Source organism: Bacillus sp. hwrm1 (assembly GCF_040207805.1).
In the GTDB taxonomy this organism is placed as follows: domain Bacteria; phylum Bacillota; class Bacilli; order Bacillales; family Bacillaceae; genus Bacillus; species Bacillus velezensis.
In genome coordinates, this window is the sequence record NZ_CP157943.1 from 2,015,629 (window position 1) to 2,042,334 (window position 26,706).

Sequence of the window (26,706 nt, forward strand, 5' to 3'; positions counted from 1 at the left end):
CACACTTGAATTGTATAATAGTACAACAAAAGACAGTCATCAGGAGGGGAAACCCATGAAATCCTTTTATCACTATTTGATGAAATACAGGCATCCCAAGCCGCAGGACGCAATCAGCCAGTTTGCGAATCAGGCATACGAAGATCACGGCTTTCCGAAAACGTCAAGCGATTATCACGAGCTCAGTTCTTATTTAGAACTGAGCGCCGACTATTTAGAAACGATGGCGACATTTGATGAAGCTTGGGAAAAATATGAGACCGAGGTGCATCACGCCTGACGAAAAACCGCACATTGTGCGGTTTTTTTCTGTTGAAATCACTCGCTTATGAGGTGCCGTATGATCAAATCCCGCAACGCCGTCCGTTTTGATCAGCTCGTAAACAAATCTTCCTGAAGGCACGTATCATAAGGCAGTAGAATGTATAGCTGCAGAGTTCACCGGATCAGCCTGCTGCCGGCGGGGTCCCGGGTAAGGAGCCTCTTTTCACGGAGAAATAATCAAACATTTAAATGAAGTGAGAGGAATCAAATGATTCATTAGGTAAGACTGATGAGGCACTGACGTTTGGACGGAAAAGGGGATTTTATGTGACAAGGTTGAAGCGGATTGAAGTTGTGCCTTCATTGAAAGCCGAAACGAGTTTGGTTGTTCATGATAATCAAGCGATTGCAAATATGCAGCCGGAATTGAATCTCCATACACCTTCGATGATGTGTTTCACAGCAAATCTTGAACATCATGGCGGTGATATTGTCAACATGCCTTCGGGCCGGGTATTTACCTTTGGAAAAAAACAAAAAATCATAAAAAATAGAAGCTTTTTGTCTCAGCATTGTTACTGCTCAGTCGATCGAGAGCGGAATGGCATCAGACGCTTCTGTTACGGTAAGTGAAAAAACGCACAAGCATGTTGCGGTTTTTGACATTTTGAACAGGTGCAGAAATAGATATTTCCTGTGGTTTTCATGCCCATGCGAAATGATGGCGGCCGGCATACGATAGCGTATGACAGTCCGCGGCAAGGGGGAGACAGCATGAAGCCAGATAAACCGAAATTTCAAGTGGGAGACATCGTGGTCGTCGTGATGTACGGAACCGTCGGCACCATTACGAAGGTTCATCAAATTGATAAACATTACCTTTACGAAGTCAATCATAATGAAGTGCTTTATTTTGAATCGTCCATCCAGCTTTATAAAGATTATGAGGGCGTGATCGTCGATATGGAAAAATTGGATATTGAATATGAATTTCTGATCGGCGACGTAGTATATGTAAAGGACTACGGAAAGGAATTATTCCGTGTCATCGGCCACAGAACTGAAATATGGAGATATTTAGAGGATGGCTGGGAGGATATTATTTATGAGCTGACTCGGCTGAAAGACGGAGAGTGGCTTGAAACGGAGGAAGAGGATCTCACGCTGGTTCTGAGAAAATATGAAATGGATCAGTTTGTGCATCAGCTGCTGTTTGTCCACTATGTTGGGGAAGCATCTCATGAGATCGGCGAGGATACCGTCGCGTCTGCTCTTCTTCAGTTTGAAGGCGATGCTGATGATCCCGATGCCCTGCATGTGCTGGCGGTATCGATTGTAGATGAGCTGCTTGATATTTATAACGATTATAAGATTCTTTATCATTTGTTCGGTGACGAAGAATATAAAGATATGATGAATTTTGTGCTGGAAAGCCTGCGGGAGCATTTCAGCTAGCCGGCAAAAAAACGGACGGTGACATATAAAAACCAGGGCAGACAGCCGGCAAAGATTACAAACGACATTCCTTTCAGCACTTTTTTCAATACGATATCAAATCCATCTCCGTCCAATAAAGCCATCATTTTCGTCATCATCTTTTCTCCCTCCGGGGCTTGTTTTTTAAAAGTATATGAGCGGACAAAACGTTTAGAACTTTCGGGTATAATTTGAACGGTTTTTTCATAAAACATAAAAAAGGAGGCGGTGTTTGCATGAAAGAAATAGATCTTGTGATTGACACAGAAGAAATAGCTGATTATTTTTACAGTCAGCTTGCTATGCGCGGGTACATACCGAGTGAAGAGGAAATCTTCGAAATAGCCGACATCACCTTTGATTATTTATTAGAAAAATGTATGATAGACGAAGAGCTTGATGAAGACTGAAACTGCGGAACCGGAGTGAAAAAGCTTCGGTTTTTTCAATCAGCTCGGGAGAATGAAACATGGGGGGAAAACGTTGTACAAGCCAGCAAGTCTTTTCGCATTGTTTATTCTGCTCGCAGCAGCGATCCGGATAGAAGCCGTCCGGGTTTTTGATGAGCGTGTCATAGAAGCGGCTGTCAGGATCAGGGCTGCCTGGCTGAATGAATTGATGTTATGGATAACGGAGCTCGGCACGACCGCGGTGCTTTTGCCGCTTCTTCTTTTGACAGGCGCGGCTCTGTATATGTACAAAAAAACGCCGGATGTTGTTTTTTTGCCGCTTCTCTTTCTCATTGAACGGATTGTAAACATAAAAATAAAAGAATTGATTGAAAGAGCCAGACCCGCTTTTGAACCGCTCGTCCATGAAACCTCATACAGTTTTCCGAGCGGCCACTCCATGAATTCGGCAGTGATGTATCCCGTCATCGCTTACTTTTTGATCCAGCATGTTCCGTTTTTCACGAAAAGAAAACGGGCCGTCACCGTCTTTACCGGGGTTCTCGTCATTCTGATCGGATTCAGCAGAATTTATTTGGGCGCGCATTTTCCGACGGATGTGCTTGCCGGATTCAGTCTCGGACTTTGCCTCGTTTCGCTTTTTGCGCTTCTTGACGAAAAGTATCATCCGTTTCGACAAAAATAGAGACAGGAAAAATGAGAAAAAACGCTAATACTATTAAGAAATAAGAGGGAGGGATCTTGATGCTGTTATCGCTGCCCGTGTTTAAAAAAAAGACTTGCGCCTATGATGTGACGATTTTTCAAACACCCCGCTACGGCGAGAAAAAGGGATACAGGGTCGTCTATCGGACAGAGCTGGCCGCTGACAATCATCAAGACGCACTGGAAAGGGCATTTTCTGTTTTTAATGTGCCTGATACGGTCCCAAACGACTATCAAGCCAGATTCATAGCGACCGGAGATGTCATACTCATAGACGAAGGAAGAAAAGGAAAGACGTATTACAGGCTTAACCCTGCGGGATGGAGCAAAATTAACCGGCTGCTCGTCCAGCCGAGGTAAGACGGGGCCGGCTGAATCTTCAGCCGGCTTCCGTATTGTCTGGGAAAGACTGTGTTAAGGCTTCCGTTTAGCGGCGGAATGCTCTTTTCCATGCGCTTCATCAGCTGCAATGACGTCTGAAACGGGCACGTGATTGTTCTTTTTCTGGCCGGTCACCCGGTTGCGCTGTTTTTTGCCCATTATGTTCACTCCTTTTTCTTTAGGCTTGTCATCCCGCATATTCTGCCCAAGATCGCCCTGATCATGCTGATGATTGTCTCTTACCGTTATTCAGTGTACAATGGGTGGGAGTTTGAATAGGCAGGAGGAAAAGGAAATGAGTGTACATATAAACGCAGAAAAAGGTCAAATTGCGGATACAGTGCTTTTGCCGGGAGATCCGCTCCGAGCGAAATTTATTGCGGAAACTTATCTTGAAAATGTGGAATGCTATAATGAAGTCAGAGGAATGTACGGATTTACGGGTACATATAACGGCAAAAAAGTATCAGTCCAAGGCACCGGCATGGGTGTTCCGTCTATCTCTATTTATGTGAATGAACTGATTCAAAGCTATGATGTTCAAAACTTAATCAGAGTCGGCTCATGCGGAGCCATCCGTAATGACGTGAAGGTGCGTGACGTGATTTTGGCTATGACGTCTTCAACTGATTCACAGATGAACCGTGTCGCCTTCGGCAGTGTAGATTATGCTCCTTGCGCAGACTTCGAACTGCTTCATAAAGCGTACCAGGAAGCGCAAAAAAACAATCTTCCCGTAGCGGTCGGAAGCGTATTCACCGCCGATCAGTTTTACAATGAAGACTCCCAAATCGAAAAGCTTGCCAGATACGGCGTTCTCGGCGTAGAGATGGAAACGACTGCTTTATATACGCTTGCCGCTAAATACGGCAAAAAATCGCTGTCTATCCTGACTGTAAGCGATCACGTATTAACGGGAGAAGAAACAACGGCAGAAGAGCGTCAAACGACTTTTCATGATATGATTAAACTGGCGCTGCATACTGTATCGTAAACTTGAGATGAGGGTTATGCTGATTAAAGCAGCCCTCTTCTTTATGCATCGCCCTGATTCAAAAAAAGAAAGGTAAGTGTAAAATGAAGAAATCCACTAAATGGTTCTCGCTCGCTGCCGCTCTCAGCGTAACCGCAATCGTGGGAACCGGCTGCAGCATTTCAGGCGGCGACAGCCACAAGGACACAAAAACAGCAGCTGAAACAAAACAATCAGATGACACATCAAGCAAAAAAACAACGAAGGCAGAAAACAGCGATTTTGTATTGGAGAGCAAATATTTTAATGATGTTAAAGAAGTGAACGGGCTTGAGACCATTCAAAACCCGACAAATACACTTGCGCTCGTGAATAAGACATACACGCTGCCGGGAGATTATAAACCGAATGATCTCGTGATCCCGAAAGTCGAATTTTCTTTTACTGAGAAAATCGAGAAACGATATATCCGCAAACCTGCCGCCGATGCTTTGGCGGAACTATTCAGCGCCGGGAAAAAAGAAGGTTATGACCTGGTTGCCGTTTCAGGATACCGCTCTTATGACAGACAGAAAGTTATTTTCGATAATGAAGTCAGTCTGAAAGGTGAAAAAAAGGCGAAAGAAGCCGTCGCATATCCAGGGCAAAGCGAACACCAGACGGGGCTTGCCATGGACATTTCCAGCAAAAGCAACGGATATGAGCTGAATGAAGCGTTCGGAAACACGGCGGACGGCAAATGGGTGAAAGACCATGCGTATGAATACGGCTTTATCATCCGCTATCCTAAAGGCAAAGAAAATGTCACAAAGTATGAGTATGAACCATGGCATTTACGCTATGTAGGCAAAAAAGCGGCAAAAGCCATCCATGACCATCAATTAACACTTGAAGAATATTTTAATGAAGTAAAGAAAGTGTAATAAGAAGAAGCCCGCTTGAAAAATAGAAAGCGGGCTTTCTTTATTACCAGAAGAGCAGACCTCCAAGCGCAAATCCGGTAATGAAACCAAGGCCGATACCGTAGGCTGCTCCCCAGCCTCCCCAGCCTCCTCCCCAATAACCGAATCCGTACCCTCTGTGACGGCCGCCGACAGGGGTGATATACACTTTGCTGTTAGTCACCCGTACGATTCTTCCGACGTGGACTCTGCCGTTTCGTTCTGTAATTCTTGCTACTTTTCCTTGGTGCTGCCGGCAAAGATGATAATAGTTTTGCATCTTTTCTCCTCCTATCCAACCTATCTTTCTATGTCAGCTTATGATAGAGTGCGGTAAAAAGGTTGGACGAAAACAGGAGGACAATTGCCGTTTTACTTGTAAGCGACAAAAGCGCAGTGTCCCATATATTCACGGTACGTCTGCATAAGCTCGTAATGAGCCGTCAGCGTATCGTAGTGAACCGGCTGAATAACGGGCGATAAATCCATTTCTGTAGTCGGCTCCTGCGCATTGTTTTCATAGACAGCGGGAATGAAATCCGCTTTCTGAAATCCTTGCTGAAGCAATCTCTGTTTCCATGCCGTTTCATCCTGCAATACGGTAAAACCGTAGAAGTCTTTTATCTGCGTGATGGCGTTTTCCGGCATGGGCTTTTGTAAAGCAGCTTCAATGCCGATCAGCATGCCCCCGGGTTTAAGGACCCGCAGGATTTCAGACAGCGATGAATCAAGATTTGAAAAGGTGAGAACTGATTCGGAAAGAACGGCGGAAAATTGATTTTCAGCAAACGGAAGCCGCTCAAGCTCCGCCAAATAGCCCGGAATGGTTAAGCCTTCAGCGGCAAATCGTTTTGCTGCTTTTTCAAGCATAAGGGGATCCTTATCCACACAGGTGACGGGATACAGCAGGTGGCCGAGATAAGCGGCCGTCTGTCCCGTTCCGCAGCCGGCGTCAAGAATCGGTTCGCCAGGAGGAGGAGCCGCTTTTGTGAGAACGGCTTTGGAAAAAGCGAGCCCGCCCGGGTGAGCCCCTCCGACTCCGAATAAGGACAGCATTTCTAAATATTTGCTCAAAGGCCGAATCCTCCTTTTTTCCTCAGCATATGTTGAGAGAAAAGCATAGGTTTGGGTAAACGGGAAAGAAGGGCGCCTCACGTTTGAAGTTGACGAATGAGCGTTCGTCTATGATAATAATGTAAGAATAAAAAGGTGGTGTTTTCTTGAAGCGGCAATTTAAACTGTTTTTTATTATATTGATCACTGCGGTCGCAGCCTCGGCGCTTACGCTGTTTATCACGGGCAATACGACCATTTTCGGACAAGGCTCGGCTGCTTTGACGAACAGCAAATTTGAGAAATTCAATAAAGCCTATGAGCAGATTAAAAGTGATTACTATCAAAAAACAGATGACAGCAAATTAGTAGACGGAGCGATAAAAGGCATGATCAGTTCCCTGGATGATCCGTATTCTTCTTATATGGATCCTCAGGAAGGAAAGTCGTTTGAAGAAACCATTTCCGCTTCGTTTGAAGGCATCGGCGCACAAGTGGAAGAAAAGGACGGCAGCATCCTGATCGTATCGCCGATTAAAGGGTCACCCGCGGAAAAAGCGGGGGTTAAACCGAATGACCAGATCTTGAAGGTCAACGGCAAAAGCGTTAAAGGCCTTAATGTAAACGAAGCCGTCGCATTAATCCGCGGCAAAAAGGGAACAAACGTCAAGCTTGTGCTGCACAGAGCGGGTGTCGGCGATCTGAACCTGTCGATCAAACGTGACACCATCCCGGTTGAAACGGTGTACTCTGAAATGAAAAAAGGAGACATCGGCGAAATCCAAATCACATCCTTCTCCGAATCGACGGCAAAAGAGCTGAATTCAGCCATTGACAGCCTCGAAAAACAAGGAGCGAAAGGATACATTCTCGATTTAAGGGGCAACCCGGGCGGCCTGATGGATGAAGCCATCAAAATGAGCAACATGTTTATCGATAAAGGGAAAAATATCATGCAGGTCGAATACAAAGACGGCACGAAAGAAGTCATGAAAGCGACGAAAGAGCGCAAAGTGACAAAACCGACAGTCGTCCTCGTCAATGACGGCACCGCGAGCGCCGCGGAAATCATGTCGGCTGCGCTGCATGAATCATCCGGAATTCCGCTGATCGGCGAGAAAACGTTCGGAAAAGGAACCGTGCAGACGGCAAAAGATTACAGCGACGGTTCTACCGTTAAACTGACAATCGCAAAATGGCTGACAGCGGACGGAGAGTGGATTCATAAAAAAGGAATCAAACCGCAATATCAGGTTAAGCTTCCTGAATATGCGAACCTGCCGTATTTAGATGCGAAAAAAACATACAAATACGGGGATTCCGGAACGACCGTCACCAATGCCCAAAAAATGCTGAAAGCGCTGGGGTACAGCGTGAATGTAAACGGCACATATGATAAAGCATTTGAACAAGCAGTCAAACAATTCCAAGCAAAAGAGAAACTGAAACAAACAGGCATTTTAACAGGAGACACAACGGCAAAATTGATGACGGATCTGCAAAAACAGCTTGCGGACAACGATACACAAATGAAAAAAGCCGTTGAAACATTAAATAAGAATATGAAATAGTAAAAAACACCCGATGCGTCGCTCGCGCATGGGGTGTTTTTTGTTTGCGAAAAGCCCGCCTTATGTCGTTTCCTGTTCAAAAAGGTGGCTGTTCGCCTGAATGAAAAACTGTGATTGCTCATAGTGATAGGTGACTTTTGAGAAGTCAAACGGCTGGCCGTTGGTTAAATGAAAAATCGTTTCAACGCAAAGCTTAGGCGCTCCTGTAAACAGACCTAAGTACTCCGCTTCTTCCTCATTTAACATCCCCGCGTACAGATATAAATCTGAAAAACCGCGCTTTAACCCGAGACCTTCTCTAATATAATCAAATATTGATTCTGCCACGATCTCTTTATTCAAATACGTAATAATCGATTTGTTGTAAAATGACTCTTCGATACACAATGTCAGCCCGTCAATATATCGGATTCGCTTGACATAATACACGTCGCCGTCAGACGGCATATTCAGATTTTGGGCAGCCTCAGGCGTGGGTTTTCTCACTTCCAGCGCTAATAATTTGGAAGTGACATTAAAATCTTCAAGTGATTCTTTAAATCCCTGATTAGAAAGCAGGCTGATATACCCTTTTCTTTTATTCCGTCTGACAAAAATGCCGCTTCCCCTCACTTGAAACACAATCCCCTTTTTTTCTAATAAATCTAAGGACTTGGTGATCGTGCTTTTGCTCACGTTAAACCGGGTCATTAAGGTTTGCAGCACAGGCAGTTTATCCCCTTGCTGCAGCTGATGTTCTTCTATGTATTTTTCAATATCTAACGCGATTTGCTGGTATTTTAACATATACATTCCTCATTCATTTATTGTCCCGCTTCTTTCAGAATTATAGCATAATCGTTTTTAAAAGCCATTTCGTAAATTAACTATAATTGTTTATGTATTGATAAATTATACCGGTACAATTATAATGTAAACGTATAATATGAAAATGAAGGCAGGAATTCTTCTACACTTGCGAAGCGGTGGTTGAAGCTGCTGCAGTGCATTTATTCGGCATGCAAGCGGCAGTCAAATAAAGGAGGATATAAACGATGGGGACATTGCCAAAAGATTTTTTATGGGGAGGCGCTCTGGCCGCCCACCAATTTGAAGGGGGATGGAATAAAGGCGGCAAGGGGCCGAGTGTAGTGGACGTCATGACAGCAGGCGCGCATGGTGTGCCCCGGAAAATAACAGATACAATTGAAGAGCGGGAATTTTATCCGAATCATGAAGCGATCGATTTTTATCACCGTTATAAAGAGGACATCGCATTATTCAGCGAGCTGGGCCTGAAATGTTTAAGAACGTCCATCGGCTGGAGCAGAATTTTTCCTAAAGGTGATGAAGCCGAGCCCAATGAGGAAGGATTGGCTTTTTACGACCGGGTGTTTGATGAATTGCTGAAACATGGGATTGAACCGGTAATCACGCTGTCACATTTTGAGATGCCGCTGCATTTGGCGAGGGAATACGGCGGTTTCAGAAACAGAAAAACAGTCGGGTTTTTTGTGAAATTCGCTGAAGTGTGTTTTGAACGCTATAAACATAAGGTGAAATATTGGATGACGTTTAACGAAATCAATAATAAGATGGATGTGAATAATCCGATCTTTTTATGGACGAACTCGGGCGTCGCCGTTAAAGAAAACGAAAACGCAAAAGAAGTCATGTATCAGGCCGGCCATCACGAACTGCTGGCAAGCGCATTGGCAGTTTCGAAGGGAAGAGAAATCAATCCCGAGTTCAGGATCGGCGCGATGGTATCACATGTCCCGATTTACCCGTACTCATCTCACCCCGATGATGTGATGCTGGCTGAAGAAACGATGAGACAGCGTTTTTTCTTCCCGGACGTGCAGGTTCGCGGATATTATCCAAGCTATGCGTTAAAAGAGTTTGAAAGAGAAGGCTATCAGATACACTTTGAAGACGGTGATGAAGAGATTTTGAAAAACGGCCGAGTGGACTACCTCGGATTCAGCTATTACATGTCCACTACCGTAAAAAGTGACGTGATAAACGATAATACCGGGGATGTCGTAAACGGAGGATTGCCAAACGGCGTGGAAAATCCTTATATTACAGCGAGTGATTGGGGCTGGGCGATTGACCCGACCGGTTTACGGTACACATTAAACCGCTTATACGACCGCTACCAGATTCCATTATTTATCGTGGAAAACGGATTCGGCGCCATTGACACATTAGAAGAGGACGGTTCAATTCATGACGCTTCAAGAATTGAATATTTATCGTCACATATAAAAGCTGTGGAAAAAGCAGTCACATATGATGGCGTGGATGTAATGGGCTATACACCATGGGGAATTATTGATATCGTGTCATTTACAACCGGAGAAATGAAAAAACGCTACGGCATGATTTATGTTGATCGGGATAATGAAGGCAACGGTTCAATGAAGCGGGTTAAGAAAGACTCATTTGAATGGTATAAAAAAGTGATTGAAACAAACGGTGCATATGTATCTTAAAGGTGTAAAAAGGGAAGGCTTCACTGTTGTGTGAAGCCGGCTTTTTATCAGTGGTTTTGAAAGCGCATTCATTTAAGCGGGAAGGAGGTGACTGTCCGGCTTTTCATTTAGAATCGCTTATAAAAATAAGGAAAGGGATGGTGGTTCATGTTTTTTAAAAAAAGTCTGCACATGACCCTGGTTTTTCTTATGTTTTTCTTTTTCATATCAAGCAGCACAGAAACCGAAGTGTATGCAGCTGATCGGAAGGCTTCAGACAAAAACAAAGTAAGGGTGTGGTTCAGTTCTGAAAAAGATCCGGCTTCCCGTACGTGGTATGACGGGCCGCTGGAAGTGAAATACGCCTTAGACGAACAAACACCGCTTATATGGACAAAAAAGAAGGCTTCTGACTCCGCCGCCGTGTATATTGATCCGTCGCACCGCTATCAAAGTGTGTTGGGCGTAGGATCGTCCCTGGAAGAATCCACAATCCATAATTTATCAAAAATGACACCCGCAAAAAGAAAAGAAGTGCTGAAAAAATTGGTTGATCCCAAAGATGGTATCGGCATGGACGTTATGCGCATAACGATCGGGACATCTGATTTTACGGCACAGGAATTTTATACGTATGACGATATGCCTGAAGGCCAAACAGATCCTAAGCTCCGTCATTTCTCGATCCAAAAGGATATTGATTTACACATTACAGCAACCATCAAGGAAGCGCTGGCGATAAATCCGGAACTGAAAATCATCGCCTCACCGTGGAGCCCGCCGGCTTGGATGAAAACGAATGAAAACCTCAAGCGGGGAAAGCTGAAAGATAAATATATCGGCGCACTGGCCGTTTACTTCCGCAAATTTATTGAGGCGTACGAAAAGCAGGGAATTCCGATTTATGCGATGACCCTTCAAAATGAACCTTTGCTGGAAATCGACTATCCGAGCATGTACATGCCGCCGTCTCAGCAGCGCAAACTGGCACTGGCCTTAAAAAAAGAAATGAAAAAACACGTAATTGACACGAAAATTTGGATTTATGATCACAATGCGAGCGGGGCGTGGAACTATATTCCGCCGATTTTAGATGATAAAAAAGGAAACCGGGCGGCAGACGGCATCGCTTTTCACGATTATGACGGTGACCTTTCCGTCATGTCGGAAATCGGAAAGAGATATCCTGATCAATCTATTCACTTAACGGAGCGGTCTGTCTGGGGGACGGCAGGGGCGGATCGGATCGCACAGTATTTCCGCAACGGCGCGTCGAGCTACAATGCGTGGGTGACGATGCTCGACAGTCAAATCAAGACGCATCATTGGATAGGCACCCCAGACCCGACGCTGTTTATTCAGGATGCTAAAAACCCTGACCGCTATTGGAATATCCCGATCTTTCATATAACAGGCAACTTTTCAAAATTTATCGACCGGGGAGCAAAGCGGATAGAAAGTAATTACGGCTCCAAAAACACAGTCTCGAATGTATCGTTCCTTAATCCTGATCAATCCATTGTGACAGTCGTAATCAACCAGACATCTTCAGAACAAAAATTCCATGTCGTTTCAGAAAATCGGCAGTTTGAAGCCGTCATCCCGGCAAAAACCGTCGCCACCTACAAATGGCAGCACAAAAAGTAAAAAACCGGCACATTTACGTGCCGGCTTCTTTCTGTTAAGCGCCTTTTTGGTTCAGTTTATCAGAGGGCGCTTTATTGAATAAACCGTCTTTGACGGCGTTTGAAGACGCTTTTTTTACAAAAAACGGGTTAAGGATAATAACGGCTGCCATGTTAGCGGTCAAACCCCAAAACCCTTCATATATACCGTGGGCGGATTGGGTGATATTTACCGTAAATGTCACGAGAAGACCGACGAGAAGACCGATAATTGTCGCTTCTTTCGTTTGATTCTTCCAAAACAGACTGACGGCGATAGCCGGAAAGATCTGAACCATGCCGGAAACACCGAGAAGCTGAAGGGTAACGAGCGCAGTCGGGAACAGCATACCGAATAAAAGCGCGAGCCCGATGACGACAAATACCATTGAACGGGTGATCAACGTCAGCTTGCTTGGTGACACATTCGGGTGAATCAAATCCCGATATAAGTTATTCGCAAATAAGTTTGATGCTCCGATGGCCATGATAGAGCAGGGAATTAATGACGCAAGGGCGATCGTGGAGTAAGCAAAGCCCTGCGCGACTCCGCCGTAAGACGTTTGAATCAGCTTCAATAAAGCGAGCCGCGGATTGGTATCTTCCGGCAGGACAAGAAACGCGATAAAGCCGAGAAAAATAACAAGAATCAAAACAATATTATAAAGCGGCAGAAACATGCTGTTTTTGCGGACGGCATCTGCGCTTTTTGCCGTAAATACGCCGGTTGCCGCATGCGCCCACATAAAGAGCGCCAGCGCAGATACGATGGAAGCTGTGATAAACCAAGGAATTCCTTTCGGCCCCGAGTCCGGAATCGTCAGCATTTGCGGCGCTTTTTCAGCCAAAGTGTGAATCATCGGCGTCCAGCCGTGAAAATGGATCAGCGGGAGTGAGACGACCATAAACAGCATAATCACCCACACCAGAATGTCTTTAATAATCGCCGTAAACGTCGGCCCTTTAATTCCGCTGAAAAAAGTATACAGCGCTACAAGAATAAAGGAGATGATGACGACCATATTAACATTAATGACTCCCGTTCCGGCCACCTGAAGCGTATCTTGAATGCCGCTCAGCTGGAGACAAATATAAGGAATGAGCATAAGAACGCCGACAATGGCGACAAGACTGGCCAAAAGCTTACTGTCAAAACGCTCACGGGCGTAATCGGCAAGCGTCGTTAATTTATGGATTTTTGCCACTTTCCACAGCTTCGGCAGAAAGAAATAAGCAATAAAATACGCCAAAACAGAATACGGGATTGCAAAAAAAGCAACGCTTCCCCCTGTGTAGGCGGTGCTTGTCAAGCCTAAAAACGTATAAGCCGTATAGAGGTCCGCGCCGACTAAAAACCAGACGAGGAGCCCTCCGAACCGTCTTCCGCCGACAGACCATTCCTCAACAGAAGTACGTGATGATTTGTCTCTTCCGGCTATAAAGCCGATACAGACAACGGTTAAAACGATGACGGCTGTAATGATCAATGCTGTTATATTTGCGGGCATCAGTCCAGTCCTCCTTGTTTCTTCTGCAGCCTATAAATAAGAAACGAACATAATGGAGTGACTGCGATCCATAAAAGCAGCCAGAAATGAAAAAAAGGCAGCCCGATAATGATCGGATGAACCCGATTAGCGACTGACAGCAGGGCCAGCTGGCTGAAAGGAATTAAGATGAGAACGAAAATTAGTGCTTTTCTGACCATTTACTTTCCTCCTGAAACTTGATAATGCTCCTTATCATAGCAGGTGTCAGATAAGATCACAAGATATTTTTCAGAAAAAAAAGAATTCTATTACTTTTTTAACTGAAACACTTTAGTTGCATCTTCATTCATATTAAATTAGAATAGTTAATATCTCGAAATCAAGATATTTAGGAGTGAATACATTGAATACACAAGGATTGCACCATGTTACCGCATTTGCAAAAGATCCTGCTGAAAATCTTCGGTTTTATACTGAAGTGCTGGGTTTGCGGCTCGTTAAAAAAACCGTTAATTTTGACGACCCGGCCACTTATCACTTTTATTTCGGCAACCAAAACGGAGAGCCGGGCACGATCATTACATTTTTTCCTTTTCAGGGTAGCCGCCCGGGAACCGTGGGAAAAGGGCAGGCCGGAAGAATCTATTTCTCCGTGCCGAAAGGAGCACTCGCGTTTTGGAAGCGCCGGCTTGAAGAAAACGGCTTGTCTGTAAAAGAACAGATCATGCTGTCTGAACAAGTCCTTCTCTTTAATGATACAGAAGACCTGCCGCTTGCCATAATGGAAGATGAAAGAAGCGGACAGAGTGAATGGACTCCTTCGGGCATTACTGAAAAAGAAGCGATCACAGGCATGAGAGGTGTTCTTCTGTACTCGTACCGTCCTGAAGCAACCATTCACTTTCTCATAGAACGCTTCGGTTATTCAAAGACAGGAGAAGAAAATCAGATTGTCAGGCTGCAATCGGAGGCGCGGATCGGACATATTATAGATGTTGACCTTGCGCCGAAAGAAGCAGGTGCCGGCGGTTACGGGACAGTTCATCATGTCGCTTTCCGCACTAGCGACAAAGAGCAGGCGGAGTGGAAGGGTATTCTTGCTGATTCTCATCTTGCTTCATCTGACATTCTTGACAGGTCATACTTTACTTCAATCTATTTCAGAGAAAGCGGCGGCATTTTATTTGAAATGGCAACCGATGAACCGGGCTTTATGACGGATGAATCCTTTGAAAATCTCGGAACAGAGCTGAAGCTTCCGGAATGGCTGGAAGAGCATCGCAGTCAGATTACAGCTGTTCTGCCCAAAATGGAGAAAGGAGAATGATGATGAAACATGTGTTTGAACAGGGAACGTCAGAAAATGTTCTGCTGCTTTTGCACGGAACGGGAGGAAATGAACATGATCTTCTGTCGCTCGGACGTTTTATCGATCCGAACGCAAGTCTGCTAGGGGTCAGAGGATCAGTGTCGGAAAACGGCATGCCCCGTTTTTTTAAGCGGCTGAAAGAAGGGGTATTTGACGAGAAAGATTTAATTGAACGGACGGAAGAATTAAAGAATTTTATTGATGAAGCGGCGCAAATGTACGGGTTCAGCAGAGAAAACGTGATTGCTGCCGGCTATTCAAACGGCGCCAATATTGCAGCAAGTCTTTTGTTTCATTATAAAGATGTACTGAAAGGAGCGGTTCTGCATCATCCGATGGTGCCGATACGCGGAGTGAAGCTGCCTGATATGGAAGGGCTGCCTGTGTTTATCGGTGCGGGAAAACGCGATCCCCTATGTACAAAAGAAGAATCGGAGGAGCTTTATCAGCATCTGACAGATGCTCATGCATCCGTTGCTCTTGAATGGCAGGAGGGCGGTCATCAGCTCACACAGCAGGAAGCCGAGCAGGCACGAGCCTGGTACAGTGAGCGATTCCTATAAAAAACCCTTAGTCTGCTTAAGCGGACTAAGGGTTTCTTTTATCTTACAGCCAAGTTGACACTTTAGATACAGGCAGCCGGTTGCTTTTATGCGCCGGCTTAACGGCTTTACCGATTGAAACCAGCATGACGGGCACGAAACGCTCGCTCACGTCGAATTCTTTAACGAATTGCTCTTTATTGAATCCGCCGATCGCGCAAGTGTCGTAGCCTTTTGCTTTAGCGGCAAGCATCAGCTGCATCGCTGCTAAAGAAGCGTTTAAAAATGCTGAATCACGGGCAAACTGATCATTTTGGTATGCACCGTTAATCTGGCCTAAAAGCGTTTGTTTAATCTCTTCTGTGATATTGCCTTGCTCAGCCAGTTCAGCATAAACTTCTTCACCATTTTCATTTGCTTTTAAGTCGCCTAATACGGCAATAACTGCTGATGAATCAATAATCTGTTTTTGATTAAAAGCTACCGGAAGCAGGGCAGCTTTTGCTTCATCACTGTGAAAGACTTGAAAATGCCAATGCTGAAGGTTCCAGGCGGAAGGCGCTTGCGTTGTGATTTCAAGGAGTTCTGTCAATTCCTCTTTTGTAATGACCGCGTCTTTATCGTATTCTTTAACAGATGCGCGTTCCTTTAAAACGTCTAATACGGATGTCATCATGTTTCCTCCTTCGGATAAACGTGTTATCATAATAGAAAAGTTAGAAGCTTACTAAATGTAACTCGAAAACTAATTTTAATGGATCACAAAAAACTTGTCAATTCATAGATGAAGGGATGAACTCACGTGGGATATACAATGTGTCCTAAAATGGAATCCGCTTTTTCTCTTTTGGGAAAGCGCTGGAACGGCCTCATTATCCATGTACTGATGGACGGGCCGAAACGATTTAAAGATATGACCGAAACGATACCGACAATCAGCCAAAAAATGCTCGCGGAGCGGCTCAAAGAGCTGGAACAAAATGAAATCGTCGAGCGTCAGGTGCTGCCTGAAACACCTGTCAAAGTCATTTATAAACTGACTGATAAAGGCTTGGCCCTGCAAGCCGTTTTTCAGGAAATGCAAAAATGGGCAGACAGTTTTTGCGAGCCCGGGGGATCTGCCAACGACACATGTGATGAATAACAAAGGCTGCCCAAGGCAGCCTTTTCTTAATGATCATGTTTACTCTTCATAAAAACCATTAATATCAAAATTGTTCAGATTGAGGTTCAAGCCTTTTAATTGCTTTAATAAAGCATCGAATGTAAGGAAATGATCATTTTTACATTCCGCCGGGACATCATTTGGAGAAAATAGTTTCATTCCTCCCTCAATCCACTGTTTCCGGTATAACTGAAATGCCGCTTCAATTAAATGATCAGGCGTTACAATAAACCCTAAGCTTATTTCATGGTCCTCGCTGTAGCCGAATTCAAACCCGCAGCAGGGGCAAATATCAAATGTTTTTTGATATTCGCCGTTATAAACGGGACTTGTCTCTAATCCTTTAAATCCGCATATCAAACAAGGGTACAACTCACTAACCAACATACATCCCTCTTTTATTCAGTTTGCAATCATTCAGAACAAGCGGGGAGGCCTTTTACAGTTTCCCGGTTAAAAACTGAGCCTCACCAAGCCCGAAGCTCCAATCGGCGTTCCCGTTTTCTGTAATGGAAATCATGATGTCCTCGGGTGATATGCCGCATTCTGTTTTAAGCTGATCAGCCATCAGTTGATATAACGTTTCTTTTTGATGTTCGGTGCGCGCTTTGCTGACAATGCTGATGATGACAAGATCTTTGCTTCTTTTGAAACCGAGCCCGGTATCTTCAATGATAAGCTCATGAGGCCGATGCTGGTGAACGATCTGATAACGGTCCGTTACAGGGACGTCAAAAGCTTTAACCATGGCGTAATGGGCGGTATCCAGTAATTTTTTTAATGCTGCGTCATCCCGGCCTTCAATAACGTCAAAACGAAGTAATGGCATATTTTATTCCCCCTGATGGTTTTTTATCATGTCGCAACTTGTAAAAAAGTATAACAGTTAATCAAAATGTAATCAAATTATAACCAAAAAATTTATACATTAATGCAATATCACAGAGAGGCACATGTTGTTACAATCGCCCAATCAATTTCCTCATTTTATGAATACGCTTAAGAATAGGCAGACATAAAGGAGGAAAAACATGTACCCTCGTCATGCATTGTATCGCGGGAATTTCGGTCCTGCCGGATTTCCGGCGAGAAGTCCTTTTTTGTTCGGCGCTCCTTTATTCGGCGGATTTTTAGGCGGTCTTCTCGGAGGCGTGATTGCCACAGGTTTCACAAGACCCCGCTATCCGTACGGGTTCGCCGGTTACGGATACGGAGGCGTCCCATACGGCGGTTTCGGGCCGGGAGCCGGCGGTTATCCGCCATTTTATTAAAGAAAAAACGGCCTGCATCGCGCGGGCCGTTTTTTTATCTTAAAATCTCCACTTCCGATAGATTGTAGTCTTCCTGTTTTGAAAACATAACTTCAATCATCCCGTCTTTATAGACTGCTTTTGTTCCTTTCCGTTTGACGAGGCTCGGAAGGACGATTTCTTTTTTTCCTTCTCCCAGACTGCTGTTCTCTACAACGAGGCTGTGTGACGTATGCTTAATCCTGATACGGTCGAGTTCCTCTTGTTCGGCGGGAATTTTCGCAAAAACATGATCGGATGTTTCAAAAAGGTCAATTTCCGGCTTGGGCGGTTCCGCTTCGACCGGATCGGCCTTTTTGGACATTGGGTCGCGAAAAGGGAACTGTCCGGCATAACCGGCGCCGAATACGCTTTCCATCACTCGGTTGACATATGTCTCGACATCTTTCGGATCAGCATTTTTAAACGTTTCTTTAGAGAACTGATTTTGGAAGGGAAAATATCTGTTCCAATCAAACACGGCATCTCACCCTTTCTTAACGGACAACATAGTATATGCCCGCCGGAAGCTTCCCGTGATATAATATAATCTGTTTACAGAAAGGAAGGGGAAGGCCGTGCAAGGGAATAACGCAAGAAAAGGAATCATTTATACCGCTTGTTCTTTCGTCATGTGGGGGCTGTTTCCGGTCTATTGGAAACTTCTTGAACAAATACCCGCATTGGACATTTTAGCTCACCGGATTTTATGGTCATTTGTTTTCATGTGTGTGCTTTTAACTGTGCTTAAGAAGTGGAAAACCGGATGGCGTGAACTGCGTCTTTTGAAATCGGAAGGGGGCCTGCTGGCGCTTTTTTTCGCTTCCGTTTTAATTTCCGTTAATTGGTTTGTGTACATATGGGCCGTCAATCACGGCTTTTTGCTTGAAGCAAGTCTCGGGTACTACATTAATCCGCTCGTTTCCGTTCTTTTGGGCATCCTATTCTTAAAAGAAAAGCTTAACAAGATGCAAACAGCAGCCGTTTCTATTGCCGGGGCGGCCGTGATCATATCTGCGTTTCAATATGGCGCGGTTCCTTATATCGCATTGCTGCTTGCATTCAGCTTCGGCCTGTACGGCTTATGTAAAAAAAGAACCCGCATGTCCAGCACGATCGGACTGACGCTGGAGACGCTTTTGATTACCCCGGCTGCACTTATTTATTTAGGATATACAGCTGACGGGAGCACTTCCGGGTCCTTGGGGGCAGGAACATGGGCGCTCCTATTCTTCGCAGGCGTATTTACGGCCCTGCCGCTGTTGCTGTTTGCAGAGGGGGCAAAGCGTCTGCCGCTGTATCAAGTCGGCATTTTGCAATATATAGCGCCGACCATTACCCTTATGCTCGGCGTATTTGTGTATCATGAACCGTTTTCCGGGCAAAAAGCGTTTACCTTCATTTGTATATGGGCAGCATTGCTTTTGTTTACCTTTTCACAGATAAAATGGAAGCGGCCGATAAAAAGCCGCTAAGCCTTTCGCTTTCCAGCGATAGCTTAAATTATGTATAATCATTACGAGTATGTAAAGGAGCTGTACAATGGGCACTGATAAAGACATAGCAAAAGCCTATCAGGCACTGTGGAATAACCGCACTCTCCCGGCTTCAACTCTTGAAGAAGCGGAGAAGGCAATTGATCTGGAACTGCTTGATCAAAGAACACATCCGAGGCTCCGGAAGTCACCCGAGGAAAAGTTTGCTCTGGCGGTGCAGCGAATTGTAGATTCCCGGCTGCGGCCGATTGAGAAATATGAATTGGTTGAACTACATACGAAGCGTTTGCAAATTTTAAAAGAAGAAAGAGGGGAGCAACTATGAAAGCGATCATAAAAGAAGATGTGCAAACTTCTTTAGAGCGATATGCCGATCGTCCTGTATATATCCATTTGGAAACAACGACCGGTTCTTATTCAGCGCATCTGAATGAGAAAAACATGACGGTTGTAGCCTATATACGCAATGCAAAAGTGACGTACCATCAGGCGAAAATCAAAGGAAACGGCCCGTACCGCGTCGGTTTGAAAACGGAAGAAGGCTGGATTTACGCAGAAGGTCTGACTGAATATACAGTAGATGACGAAAACCGCTTGTTAATGGCAGGGCATCTGCCGGGCGGAAAATTGGCGATTTCGCTTCAAATCAGCGAAAAGCCGTTTACAGTTTAAAGAAAAGGGTGAAAATCATGAAAGAACATGTACTCGTCATCCTGCCTCACCCTGATGATGAATCATACGGAGTGGCAGGGCTGATTGCTTTACACAGACAAAAAGATATTCCCGTTACGTATGCATGCGCAACGCTTGGCGAAATGGGCCGGAACATGGGAGATCCTTTTTTCGCGAACCGTGAAACACTGCCGCTGTTAAGAAAACAAGAGCTGATCGACGCATGCAAAGCAATGGACGTTACTGACCTGAGAATGCTCGGGCTTCGTGATAAAACACTTGAATTTGAAGATGACGAGTGGCTCGCTGATATGATGGAAGAGATTATCGACGATGTAAAACCGAGTCTGATTGTCACATTCTATCCGGAGCACGGCGTCCATCCGGATCATGATGCATGCGGCGAAGCGGTTATCAGAGCGCTTTACAGAAAGAAAAAAGAGGACCGCCCGCGCACGCTTTGCATGGCAATCACCCGCAACAGGGAGGAAGCCGTCGGCAAGCCTGATGTTATTCTTGATATTAAAGAGGTTGCCGATATTAAAATGAATGCCTTAAAAGCGCACCGCACCCAAACGGAAGGCATGCTGAGAGAGCTGGAAGAAAAAATAAAAAATAACGAGCCGGTTCTTCAGACATGGTTTGAAGAAGAAGTGTATTGGACATATCCGTGGAAAGACTGATAAAAAAAGGGATAAGGCTGAAATGCCTTATCCCTTTTTTTGTGTCAGATCGGAAGCGATCGCTTCTGCAAGCGAAGACCTTATTGATAAATTTGAAAAACTCAGTCCCAGCTGCACTGCGGTTTGGGCGATTTCAGGACGGATTCCGGATAATGTCGCTTTCACGCCGAGCATTCCGAGTGATTCAATTAAGGTGAAAAGCTGTTGGGCAACCATCGTATCAATCATGGCTACGCCCGATAAATCAATGTACAGCTGCGTGATGCGCTTCTCTGAACACTGGTGCAGCGTATTCTCCAAAATCATTTTGGCTCTTGCCGTGTCAATATCCCCGATCAGCGGCAGCAGTCCGACATTGTCAAAAAGCACAATTACCGGCGAGCTCAGCTCGGTGATCAATTCTTTTTGCGCTTCAAGCTGAATGTTTGTGTTTTTATACATTTCTTCTATGAAAATATGAATGACCACATCAAAAGATTTGATCAGCGTATGGAATATATCTTCGGCATCTTCTTCTGTCACGGTGTCGGCATGAAGTCTGGTAAACTGCTTGACATGGCCGACATACAAATCACGAACTCTGATAAACTCGCGAATAATATAATGGATGGGAGTTTTTAAATGTTCTTTATCCCGTGCGGCTTCAAACGCCCACTTTTCCAATGCCGCTGTATATACTTCCTTCTCTTCAGAAAAAATCCGATTGAGTTGATAATTAAACGCCAGATTTTGTTTTTTCAGATTTGTGAGTACAGCCGGGTCAGTAGAAGCATAGACAGAATCAGGATCCGTTTCATGAAGCGTATCAAACCATGTCTGACTGATGTCCTCCGCCCGTTCAGTTAAATAATCGTACAGCAGTTTATGTTTTGGCATTGCTGCTCCTCCTTTATAAAATCGTCATTTTTTTCACATAATGCTTTTGCAGCTTCATCAGTCTGAAGAATAAACCGAGAGCTCCTGCGGCAAGTCCCGCAATTAACCCGATCCAGTAGCCGTATGCCCCGAGGCCCGTATAAGTGCCGACTGCGTAACCGACCGGAAGCCCGATAATCCAATACGACACAAAAGCCGCGCCGAGTGTATAATTGACATCCTTATATCCTCTCAGAGCGCCTTGTATCGGAGCTGCTACGGCATCAGAAAGCTGGAAAAACAGCGCATAGATTAAAAAGTGCTGCGTCAACATGAGCACCGCCGGATCTGATGTATACATTCCGGCGATTTGCGGCCTGAACAGCAAAATGAAAGCCGCCGTGCATAAAGAAAAACTAAGCGCCATCACGATCCCGATATAGCTGTATGAGCGGGCATCCCTGTAGCGCTTTGCGCCTGCTTCAAAGCCGACCAAAATGGTCATGGCCATGGATACGCTGAGCGGCAGCATATACAAGAGGGAAGCAAAATTCATTGCCGCTTGGTGGGCTGCAATCGTCACCGTCTGAAAATGGCTCATAAGCAGTGTGACAGCCGCAAAAATGCTCGTTTCAAAAAATACCGCAAAACCGATAGGCAATCCGATTTTCAAAAGCTTCCTGCATTCAGTCGGAGAAAAACGGTACAGTTTCCGAAATACAGAGTACCCGGCAAACGGCTCAAATCTGCAGACGATAAAAAAGCTGATGGCGCAAATACACCAGTAAGTCAGGGCGGAAGCGAGCCCCGCCCCGACTCCTCCCAATGCCGGCATGTTGAATTTCCCGAAAATAAATACATAATTTAAAACAAAATTAATAGGCAATGAGCAAAGCGTAATAAGCATTGTGACTCGCGTTTTGCCGAGTGCGTCAATAAACGAGCGCAAAACGGTGTACACAAACAAAGGAAAAATACCGAGGGATAAAAAGCCTAAAAAGTGTTTTGCGATCGTCCGGACACGAGGTTCCAGGCCCAAATGTCCCAAGATCATATCAACGGTGAAAAAGCCGATCAGGATAACCGCCGCACTGAGAACGGCCGCTACATAAACGGCCTGGATGACGGAAAACGGCACTTCCTTTTGTCTGCCGGCTCCAAACAGCTGCGAAACAACGGGCGTAACGGCCATTAATATTCCTGCAAGGCCCGTATAAACCGGCGTCCACAGGCTTGAACCAATTGCAACCCCGGCTAAATCGGCAGCGCTCACTTTCCCTGACATCACCGTATCCAAAAAGGTGATCAGGGAAAGGCCCGCCTGTGTGATTAAAATCGGAATGAAGATATGTAACAGCTGTCTGACCTTTTGGCCGATCGTGTTCGTTTCTCTCAAGTTAGGTTCCCCGTTTCTTTATTTTAACGAGAGAAATTATAACATTTTATGTATAAAAAGCAATGAAAGCCGGCCTACTCTTTTTTGTCAGGTTTCGGCTTTTTAAACATCTTGGCATAAATGAATGAAAGTGAAATGACCCCTAAAAAGGTGCAGATATATTGCATCAGCCGTGCGAATTCCATATGATGTGCGCCTCCTTTCATGATTATGGTGCACACAGCGGCGAATATCCATGCGCGCGATGCAGAAAATAAGGGAAAGGAGCTGATGTGACATGCGCCACACTCAAATGACGGAAAGCGCGTTTACCGCTGCCGTTCAAACGTATTTGAAACAAATTACGGAGGATGCCGGAATGATACTGCGGACATTGGATGAAAAAGACCAATGCCTTCTTTGCGAATTAGATGAACTGGGACATACGTTTCAGGAAATGCAGGCTGTCGCTTCGTCGTTTTACCTGCAGTCATATATCGAACACTTTACGCCTTCCTATACAGAGCTGGCGAGGGCCGTGCAGCATCTGGCGGAAGAAAAACACGGAGCGCTGATTGTGATTGAACGTGCAGATCCGCTGGACGGAATGATACAAAAAGGGACCAGCCTGCATGCCGAGATCAGTGCAGCTTTAATTGAGAGTATTTTTTATCCCGGCAATCCGCTTCATGACGGAGCCGTATTGGTCAGAGAAAACCGGGTTGTATCAGCAGCCAATGTGCTCCCGCTCACAACAAAACATGTCGATCTCAAATACGGGACGCGCCACAGGGCCGCGATGGGACTTTCGGCCGTGACTGATGCACTCGTGCTCGTTGTTTCAGAAGAAACGGGAAAAATGTCCTTTGCTAAAGACGGCGGACTGTATCCGCTTGTTTCGCCGCGGGCGCTTCATACGAAATAATAAGAAAATGGGAATATTGTACCCATTTAATATTAATAAGGTGAACATCTTTACCTTTTTCTGTATTGATGTTATCGTTTAAATATACATAAAATTTAAAAGAATAGGGAGTGGAAAGATGGCAAATGTATTGATGATCGGCTTTCCGGGAGAAGGCCATATCAATCCGTCTTTAGGCGTCGTAAAAGAACTGAAGGCAAAAGGGGAACATGTCGTATATTACGGCGTGAAGGAATATGAGAACAAAATCGCGTCAAGCGGAGCGGAATTCCGTGAATATGAAGATTTCCGAAAAGATGAATTCGGAAAAAATGCAACGGGTGATGAACAGCGGGACGCTACCGAGTTTTTGCTATTAATGATTGAGACTTCCAAAAAAGCCGCACTCCGTATTCTTGAGGAAGTAAAAGATGAATCCTACGACTACATCCTGTATGATCATCATTTTCTGGCAGGAAGGCTCGTGAGAAACCAGCTGAAACTGCCGGCATATTCACTTTGTACGACATTTGCAATGAATGAAGCATTTATTAAAGAAGTGTTTTCAAATACAAACCTTGTATCAGAGGAATCATCTCATTATCCGGCTTATACCGAAGCGGTCAGCCGGCTCAATGAAGAATTCAGCGCAGACATTAAAACGCCGTATGATATTTTCTCAAATGACGGCAGAAAAACCATCGTATTTACTTCAAGAGCGTTTCAGCCGAAAGAAGAAGAGTTTGGCGATTCTTATCTCTTTGTCGGTCCGTCCATAACCGAAAGGGCGGCGGCTCAAGATTTCCCGTTTGAACAGCTTGAAGGAGAAAACGTCCTGTTTATTTCAATGGGCACGATTTTTAACAATCAGAAGGAATTGTTTAATAAATGCTTAAAAGCGGTCAGAAACTTTAACGGAAAAGCCGTCATGTCAATCGGCAAACATCTTGATCCGGCGGAGCTTGATGAAATTCCTGAGAATGTCATTGTCAAGCCTTATGTTCCGCAGCTTGAGATCCTGAAGAGAGCGGACTTATTTATCACTCACGGCGGAATGAACAGTACGAGCGAAGGGCTTTACTACAAAACCCCGATGATCGTCATTCCGATGGGCGCAGATCAGTTCGCCGTCGGAAGCCAAGTGGAAAACACGGGCGCGGGCAAAATGTTTAAAAAAGAAGATGTAACAGCGGAACTGCTCACTGAAGCAATAAAAGAATTGAGCGAAAATCCTGAATATCAGACAAAAGCTTCTGAAATCGGAGAATCCCTGAAAGCGGCCGGCGGAGCACAGCGTGCAGCGGAATTGATAGCAGAAGACGTGAAAACTGCCGAGACCCGGGTTCTGTAATCAGCCGTCACCCGCTTCCTTTAAAGGAAGCGGGCTTTTTTTGATTGTTTTTCGGGAGGATTTTTCACGCCGTAAAGAGAATTGTATGAAAAACAGACAAGAAAGGTGGAATGTCGCGGAAAAAAGCCATGTTATGAAAATGATTCCAAAGTCTTTTGTGAAATGTTCTCAATTTATGTAAAATGTGTGGCATTGGTGATGATCTAAGGTCAAATGAATCGGAATTAATGTCGACTTCTGAATGAATCCTGCATAACAGGCGGCGTCCAAAGAAAAGGAACGTCCCTTTCAGCAATGATAAATAGGAGGTTTTTCGTTATATGAAGAAAAAAATCGCAGCCGGACTGGCTGTATCTGCAGTAATGACTTCAACCTTCGCCGTGCATCCCGCTGAAGCAAAAACCATTCAAGTAAAAAGCGGCGACTCTCTTTGGAAGCTTTCCCGGCAATATCATACAAGTATTTCAGCCCTGCAGGCTGAAAATAAACTGAAATCAACGATACTCCATCCAGGACAGCGGCTGCACATTCCCGACGGCAGCGGCACACATAAAACGGGGCAAAAGGGAAAACGAAGCACGGGTGCCTACACAGTTACATACGGAGACTCATTATGGGTGATCGCAAAAAAATACAAAATGAGCGTTTCTGAGCTGAGAAGCCTGAACCGTTTGAGTTCAGATGTCATCTATCCCGGCCAGAAACTGAAAATTAAAGGGTCTGCCGGCGGCACGGACGACGGAGGCGGCAGACAGACAAAGCCTGATAAAGGCGCATCAGGGACTTACACTGTGAAGCCGGGTGACTCGCTGTGGAAAATCGCCAATCAAACCGGGATCACCATCGCCGAACTGAAAAAGCTGAATCAATTAACATCAGACATGCTGTATCCGAATCAAGTGTTAAAGATCAAAGGTTCTTCACATAACGGAAACAGCGGCACAACACCGCCATCTCATTCAAACCCTTCTGAGAAGCCATCCACTTACAAAGTAAAAGCAGGCGATTCCCTCTGGAAAATTGCTAATCGGTTCGGCATCACCGCTCAGCTCATCAGAGAAAAAAATAAATTGACAACTGATGTGCTTCAAATTGGACAAGTTCTGGTGATTAACGGAACGGGAAAAACAGAAGATCCTGTGCGGCAGCCGGATAACAAACCGGCAAAACCAAACAAGCCGAATACTCCCGAACCTCCGGTGACAGGGTCAAAGATTGACAGAATGATAGGCGAGGCGAAAAAACATGTCGGCGTGCCTTACCGCTGGGGAGGCAATACGCCTGCGGGCTTCGATTGCAGCGGTTACATCTATTACCTTTTAAATAAGGTAAGCTCTGTTTCCCGTCTGAGCACGGCCGGATATTGGAATACGATGAAACATATCAGCCAGCCGTCAGCAGGCGACTTTGTCTTCTTTACGACATATAAAGCGGGCCCTTCTCATATGGGAATGTATTTAGGCGGAGGAGATTTTATTCACGCAAGCTCCTCCGGGGTTGAAGTTTCAAACTTAAGCAATCCGTATTGGAAAAAAGCTTATTTAGGAGCGCGCAGTTATTTTTAAAAAAAGCCTTTCGGGGCTTTTTTTGTTTACCATTTTTACGTTTTGACAAGACTGAT

34 protein-coding genes and 1 pseudogene are annotated in these 26,706 nt (G+C 45.0%); 22 read left to right on the plus strand and 13 right to left on the minus strand.

Annotation, left to right across the window (positions count from 1 at the left end; translation table 11 throughout):
* Positions 1 to 55: 55 nt before the first annotated feature.
* The 3 genes and pseudogenes from ABK447_RS10665 (at position 56) to ABK447_RS10675 (ending at position 1,719) form a co-directional block, all read left to right on the plus strand.
* On the plus strand, positions 56 to 280 hold the full coding sequence (locus tag ABK447_RS10665; protein ID WP_007407941.1) for a YozE family protein: 225 nt from the start codon (positions 56 to 58) through the stop codon (positions 278 to 280).
* Between the two features lie 281 nt (positions 281 to 561).
* Positions 562 to 893: pseudogene (locus ABK447_RS10670) on the plus strand (glyoxalase).
* Between the two features lie 145 nt (positions 894 to 1,038).
* The gene (locus tag ABK447_RS10675; RefSeq protein WP_003153690.1) at positions 1,039 to 1,719 is read left to right on the plus strand and encodes a hypothetical protein; all 681 of its coding nucleotides are present in this window, start codon (positions 1,039 to 1,041) and stop codon (positions 1,717 to 1,719) included.
* On the opposite strand, the gene ABK447_RS10680 is transcribed toward ABK447_RS10675, so the two are convergent.
* On the minus strand, positions 1,716 to 1,859 hold the full coding sequence (locus ABK447_RS10680; protein WP_007407942.1) for a hypothetical protein: 144 nt from the start codon (positions 1,857 to 1,859) through the stop codon (positions 1,716 to 1,718). The two genes, ABK447_RS10675 and ABK447_RS10680, sit on opposite strands and share 4 nt — an antisense overlap.
* Before the next feature lie 117 nt (positions 1,860 to 1,976).
* Between ABK447_RS10680 and ABK447_RS10685 the strand changes: the two genes are divergently transcribed.
* The 3 genes from ABK447_RS10685 to ABK447_RS10695 all read left to right on the plus strand — a co-directional run bounded on the left by ABK447_RS10685 (position 1,977) and on the right by ABK447_RS10695 (position 3,215).
* Positions 1,977 to 2,150: a YozD family protein gene (locus tag ABK447_RS10685; protein ID WP_003153696.1), complete on the plus strand. Its 174-nt coding sequence runs from the start codon at positions 1,977 to 1,979 to the stop codon at positions 2,148 to 2,150.
* Between the two features lie 73 nt (positions 2,151 to 2,223).
* Positions 2,224 to 2,835, plus strand: a complete 612-nt coding sequence (locus tag ABK447_RS10690; RefSeq protein WP_216448186.1) for a phosphatase PAP2 family protein — start codon at positions 2,224 to 2,226, stop codon at positions 2,833 to 2,835.
* 59 nt (positions 2,836 to 2,894) lie between these two features.
* The gene (locus ABK447_RS10695; protein ID WP_003153700.1) at positions 2,895 to 3,215 is read left to right on the plus strand and encodes a YodL domain-containing protein; all 321 of its coding nucleotides are present in this window, start codon (positions 2,895 to 2,897) and stop codon (positions 3,213 to 3,215) included.
* Between the two features lie 54 nt (positions 3,216 to 3,269).
* Here ABK447_RS10695 and ABK447_RS10700 read toward each other — a convergent pair whose 3' ends face one another.
* Positions 3,270 to 3,395: a hypothetical protein gene (locus ABK447_RS10700; RefSeq protein ID WP_003153701.1), complete on the minus strand. Its 126-nt coding sequence runs from the start codon at positions 3,393 to 3,395 to the stop codon at positions 3,270 to 3,272.
* Positions 3,396 to 3,531: 136 nt separating this feature from the next.
* Between ABK447_RS10700 and deoD the strand changes: the two genes are divergently transcribed.
* Together deoD and ABK447_RS10710 are read left to right on the plus strand one after the other, a co-directional pair.
* Entirely contained in the window at positions 3,532 to 4,230 is a 699-nt protein-coding gene (deoD, locus tag ABK447_RS10705) for a purine-nucleoside phosphorylase (RefSeq protein ID WP_039063234.1), read from the plus strand.
* A gap of 83 nt (positions 4,231 to 4,313) precedes the next feature.
* Entirely contained in the window at positions 4,314 to 5,132 is an 819-nt protein-coding gene (locus ABK447_RS10710; RefSeq protein ID WP_039063233.1) for a D-alanyl-D-alanine carboxypeptidase family protein, read from the plus strand.
* Positions 5,133 to 5,175: 43 nt separating this feature from the next.
* On the opposite strand, the gene ABK447_RS10715 is transcribed toward ABK447_RS10710, so the two are convergent.
* The gene (locus ABK447_RS10715) at positions 5,176 to 5,430 is read right to left on the minus strand and encodes a hypothetical protein (RefSeq protein ID WP_003153704.1); all 255 of its coding nucleotides are present in this window, start codon (positions 5,428 to 5,430) and stop codon (positions 5,176 to 5,178) included.
* A gap of 92 nt (positions 5,431 to 5,522) precedes the next feature.
* Entirely contained in the window at positions 5,523 to 6,224 is a 702-nt protein-coding gene (locus ABK447_RS10720) for a class I SAM-dependent methyltransferase (RefSeq protein WP_007407947.1), read from the minus strand.
* Positions 6,225 to 6,370: 146 nt separating this feature from the next.
* On the opposite strand from ABK447_RS10720, the gene ABK447_RS10725 reads away from it, so the two are divergent.
* Positions 6,371 to 7,774: a S41 family peptidase gene (locus tag ABK447_RS10725; RefSeq protein WP_015388098.1), complete on the plus strand. Its 1,404-nt coding sequence runs from the start codon at positions 6,371 to 6,373 to the stop codon at positions 7,772 to 7,774.
* 60 nt (positions 7,775 to 7,834) lie between these two features.
* Here the strand turns inward: ABK447_RS10725 and ABK447_RS10730 are convergent, their stop codons facing one another.
* The gene (locus ABK447_RS10730) at positions 7,835 to 8,560 is read right to left on the minus strand and encodes a GntR family transcriptional regulator (RefSeq protein WP_322544366.1); all 726 of its coding nucleotides are present in this window, start codon (positions 8,558 to 8,560) and stop codon (positions 7,835 to 7,837) included.
* A 248-nt stretch (positions 8,561 to 8,808) separates the two neighbouring features.
* Here ABK447_RS10730 and bglA point away from each other — a divergent pair, with 248 nt between their 5' ends.
* Together bglA and ABK447_RS10740 are read left to right on the plus strand one after the other, a co-directional pair.
* Positions 8,809 to 10,251, plus strand: coding sequence for a 6-phospho-beta-glucosidase BglA (gene bglA / locus ABK447_RS10735; RefSeq protein ID WP_216061673.1), 1,443 nt, complete (start codon positions 8,809 to 8,811; stop codon positions 10,249 to 10,251).
* 147 nt (positions 10,252 to 10,398) lie between these two features.
* On the plus strand, positions 10,399 to 11,877 hold the full coding sequence (locus ABK447_RS10740) for a glycoside hydrolase family 30 beta sandwich domain-containing protein (protein ID WP_216061672.1): 1,479 nt from the start codon (positions 10,399 to 10,401) through the stop codon (positions 11,875 to 11,877).
* 34 nt (positions 11,878 to 11,911) lie between these two features.
* On the opposite strand, the gene ABK447_RS10745 is transcribed toward ABK447_RS10740, so the two are convergent.
* Both ABK447_RS10745 and ABK447_RS10750 read right to left on the minus strand, forming a co-directional pair.
* Positions 11,912 to 13,402: a sodium:solute symporter gene (locus tag ABK447_RS10745; RefSeq protein WP_039063228.1), complete on the minus strand. Its 1,491-nt coding sequence runs from the start codon at positions 13,400 to 13,402 to the stop codon at positions 11,912 to 11,914.
* Positions 13,402 to 13,602: a DUF3311 domain-containing protein gene (locus tag ABK447_RS10750; RefSeq protein WP_003153716.1), complete on the minus strand. Its 201-nt coding sequence runs from the start codon at positions 13,600 to 13,602 to the stop codon at positions 13,402 to 13,404. The genes ABK447_RS10745 and ABK447_RS10750 overlap by 1 nt, the downstream gene beginning before the upstream one ends.
* 185 nt (positions 13,603 to 13,787) lie before the next feature.
* Between ABK447_RS10750 and ABK447_RS10755 the strand changes: the two genes are divergently transcribed.
* Positions 13,788 to 14,711, plus strand: coding sequence for a ring-cleaving dioxygenase (locus ABK447_RS10755; RefSeq protein ID WP_039063227.1), 924 nt, complete (start codon positions 13,788 to 13,790; stop codon positions 14,709 to 14,711).
* A gap of 2 nt (positions 14,712 to 14,713) precedes the next feature.
* Entirely contained in the window at positions 14,714 to 15,316 is a 603-nt protein-coding gene (locus tag ABK447_RS10760) for an alpha/beta hydrolase (protein WP_039063226.1), read from the plus strand.
* Between the two features lie 43 nt (positions 15,317 to 15,359).
* Here ABK447_RS10760 and ABK447_RS10765 read toward each other — a convergent pair whose 3' ends face one another.
* Entirely contained in the window at positions 15,360 to 15,968 is a 609-nt protein-coding gene (locus ABK447_RS10765; RefSeq protein WP_039063225.1) for a nitroreductase family protein, read from the minus strand.
* Positions 15,969 to 16,097: 129 nt separating this feature from the next.
* Between ABK447_RS10765 and ABK447_RS10770 the strand changes: the two genes are divergently transcribed.
* Positions 16,098 to 16,439 carry a winged helix-turn-helix transcriptional regulator gene (locus ABK447_RS10770; RefSeq protein ID WP_012117759.1) on the plus strand — a complete coding sequence of 114 codons (342 nt, stop codon included), beginning with the start codon at positions 16,098 to 16,100 and terminating at the stop codon, positions 16,437 to 16,439.
* A gap of 39 nt (positions 16,440 to 16,478) precedes the next feature.
* On the opposite strand, the gene ABK447_RS10775 is transcribed toward ABK447_RS10770, so the two are convergent.
* Together ABK447_RS10775 and ABK447_RS10780 are read right to left on the minus strand one after the other, a co-directional pair.
* Positions 16,479 to 16,847, minus strand: coding sequence for a hypothetical protein (locus tag ABK447_RS10775; RefSeq protein WP_020954038.1), 369 nt, complete (start codon positions 16,845 to 16,847; stop codon positions 16,479 to 16,481).
* Positions 16,848 to 16,899: 52 nt separating this feature from the next.
* On the minus strand, positions 16,900 to 17,289 hold the full coding sequence (locus tag ABK447_RS10780; protein WP_015240015.1) for a tautomerase family protein: 390 nt from the start codon (positions 17,287 to 17,289) through the stop codon (positions 16,900 to 16,902).
* A gap of 202 nt (positions 17,290 to 17,491) precedes the next feature.
* Between ABK447_RS10780 and ABK447_RS10785 the strand changes: the two genes are divergently transcribed.
* Positions 17,492 to 17,731: a hypothetical protein gene (locus ABK447_RS10785; protein WP_003153736.1), complete on the plus strand. Its 240-nt coding sequence runs from the start codon at positions 17,492 to 17,494 to the stop codon at positions 17,729 to 17,731.
* A gap of 34 nt (positions 17,732 to 17,765) precedes the next feature.
* On the opposite strand, the gene ABK447_RS10790 is transcribed toward ABK447_RS10785, so the two are convergent.
* Positions 17,766 to 18,230 (minus strand): hypothetical protein, encoded by a 465-nt coding sequence (locus tag ABK447_RS10790; protein ID WP_003153738.1) that lies wholly within the window; start codon positions 18,228 to 18,230, stop codon positions 17,766 to 17,768.
* Between the two features lie 151 nt (positions 18,231 to 18,381).
* Between ABK447_RS10790 and rarD the strand changes: the two genes are divergently transcribed.
* The 4 genes from rarD (at position 18,382) to bshB2 (ending at position 20,600) form a co-directional block, all read left to right on the plus strand.
* On the plus strand, positions 18,382 to 19,224 hold the full coding sequence (gene rarD / locus ABK447_RS10795) for an EamA family transporter RarD (protein ID WP_229023841.1): 843 nt from the start codon (positions 18,382 to 18,384) through the stop codon (positions 19,222 to 19,224).
* Between the two features lie 67 nt (positions 19,225 to 19,291).
* Positions 19,292 to 19,570 carry a hypothetical protein gene (locus ABK447_RS10800; RefSeq protein ID WP_349910025.1) on the plus strand — a complete coding sequence of 93 codons (279 nt, stop codon included), beginning with the start codon at positions 19,292 to 19,294 and terminating at the stop codon, positions 19,568 to 19,570.
* Positions 19,567 to 19,917 (plus strand): YojF family protein, encoded by a 351-nt coding sequence (locus tag ABK447_RS10805; protein ID WP_007407960.1) that lies wholly within the window; start codon positions 19,567 to 19,569, stop codon positions 19,915 to 19,917. Before ABK447_RS10800 ends, ABK447_RS10805 begins: the two co-directional genes overlap by 4 nt.
* A gap of 17 nt (positions 19,918 to 19,934) precedes the next feature.
* The gene (bshB2, locus tag ABK447_RS10810; RefSeq protein ID WP_007407961.1) at positions 19,935 to 20,600 is read left to right on the plus strand and encodes a bacillithiol biosynthesis deacetylase BshB2; all 666 of its coding nucleotides are present in this window, start codon (positions 19,935 to 19,937) and stop codon (positions 20,598 to 20,600) included.
* 27 nt (positions 20,601 to 20,627) lie between these two features.
* On the opposite strand, the gene ABK447_RS10815 is transcribed toward bshB2, so the two are convergent.
* Positions 20,628 to 21,476, minus strand: coding sequence for an STAS domain-containing protein (locus tag ABK447_RS10815; protein WP_020955939.1), 849 nt, complete (start codon positions 21,474 to 21,476; stop codon positions 20,628 to 20,630).
* A 13-nt stretch (positions 21,477 to 21,489) separates the two neighbouring features.
* Positions 21,490 to 22,851: an MATE family efflux transporter gene (locus ABK447_RS10820; protein ID WP_106080449.1), complete on the minus strand. Its 1,362-nt coding sequence runs from the start codon at positions 22,849 to 22,851 to the stop codon at positions 21,490 to 21,492.
* Positions 22,852 to 23,128: 277 nt separating this feature from the next.
* On the opposite strand from ABK447_RS10820, the gene cdaS reads away from it, so the two are divergent.
* The 3 genes from cdaS (at position 23,129) to ABK447_RS10835 (ending at position 26,650) form a co-directional block, all read left to right on the plus strand.
* The gene (cdaS, locus tag ABK447_RS10825; RefSeq protein ID WP_007407964.1) at positions 23,129 to 23,755 is read left to right on the plus strand and encodes a sporulation-specific diadenylate cyclase CdaS; all 627 of its coding nucleotides are present in this window, start codon (positions 23,129 to 23,131) and stop codon (positions 23,753 to 23,755) included.
* A gap of 118 nt (positions 23,756 to 23,873) precedes the next feature.
* A complete protein-coding gene (locus tag ABK447_RS10830) occupies positions 23,874 to 25,085 on the plus strand; it encodes a macrolide family glycosyltransferase (RefSeq protein ID WP_007611974.1) in 1,212 nt (403 codons plus the stop codon).
* Between the two features lie 320 nt (positions 25,086 to 25,405).
* Positions 25,406 to 26,650 carry a LysM peptidoglycan-binding domain-containing protein gene (locus tag ABK447_RS10835; protein WP_144664659.1) on the plus strand — a complete coding sequence of 415 codons (1,245 nt, stop codon included), beginning with the start codon at positions 25,406 to 25,408 and terminating at the stop codon, positions 26,648 to 26,650.
* The last annotated feature ends 56 nt before the right edge of the window (positions 26,651 to 26,706 follow it).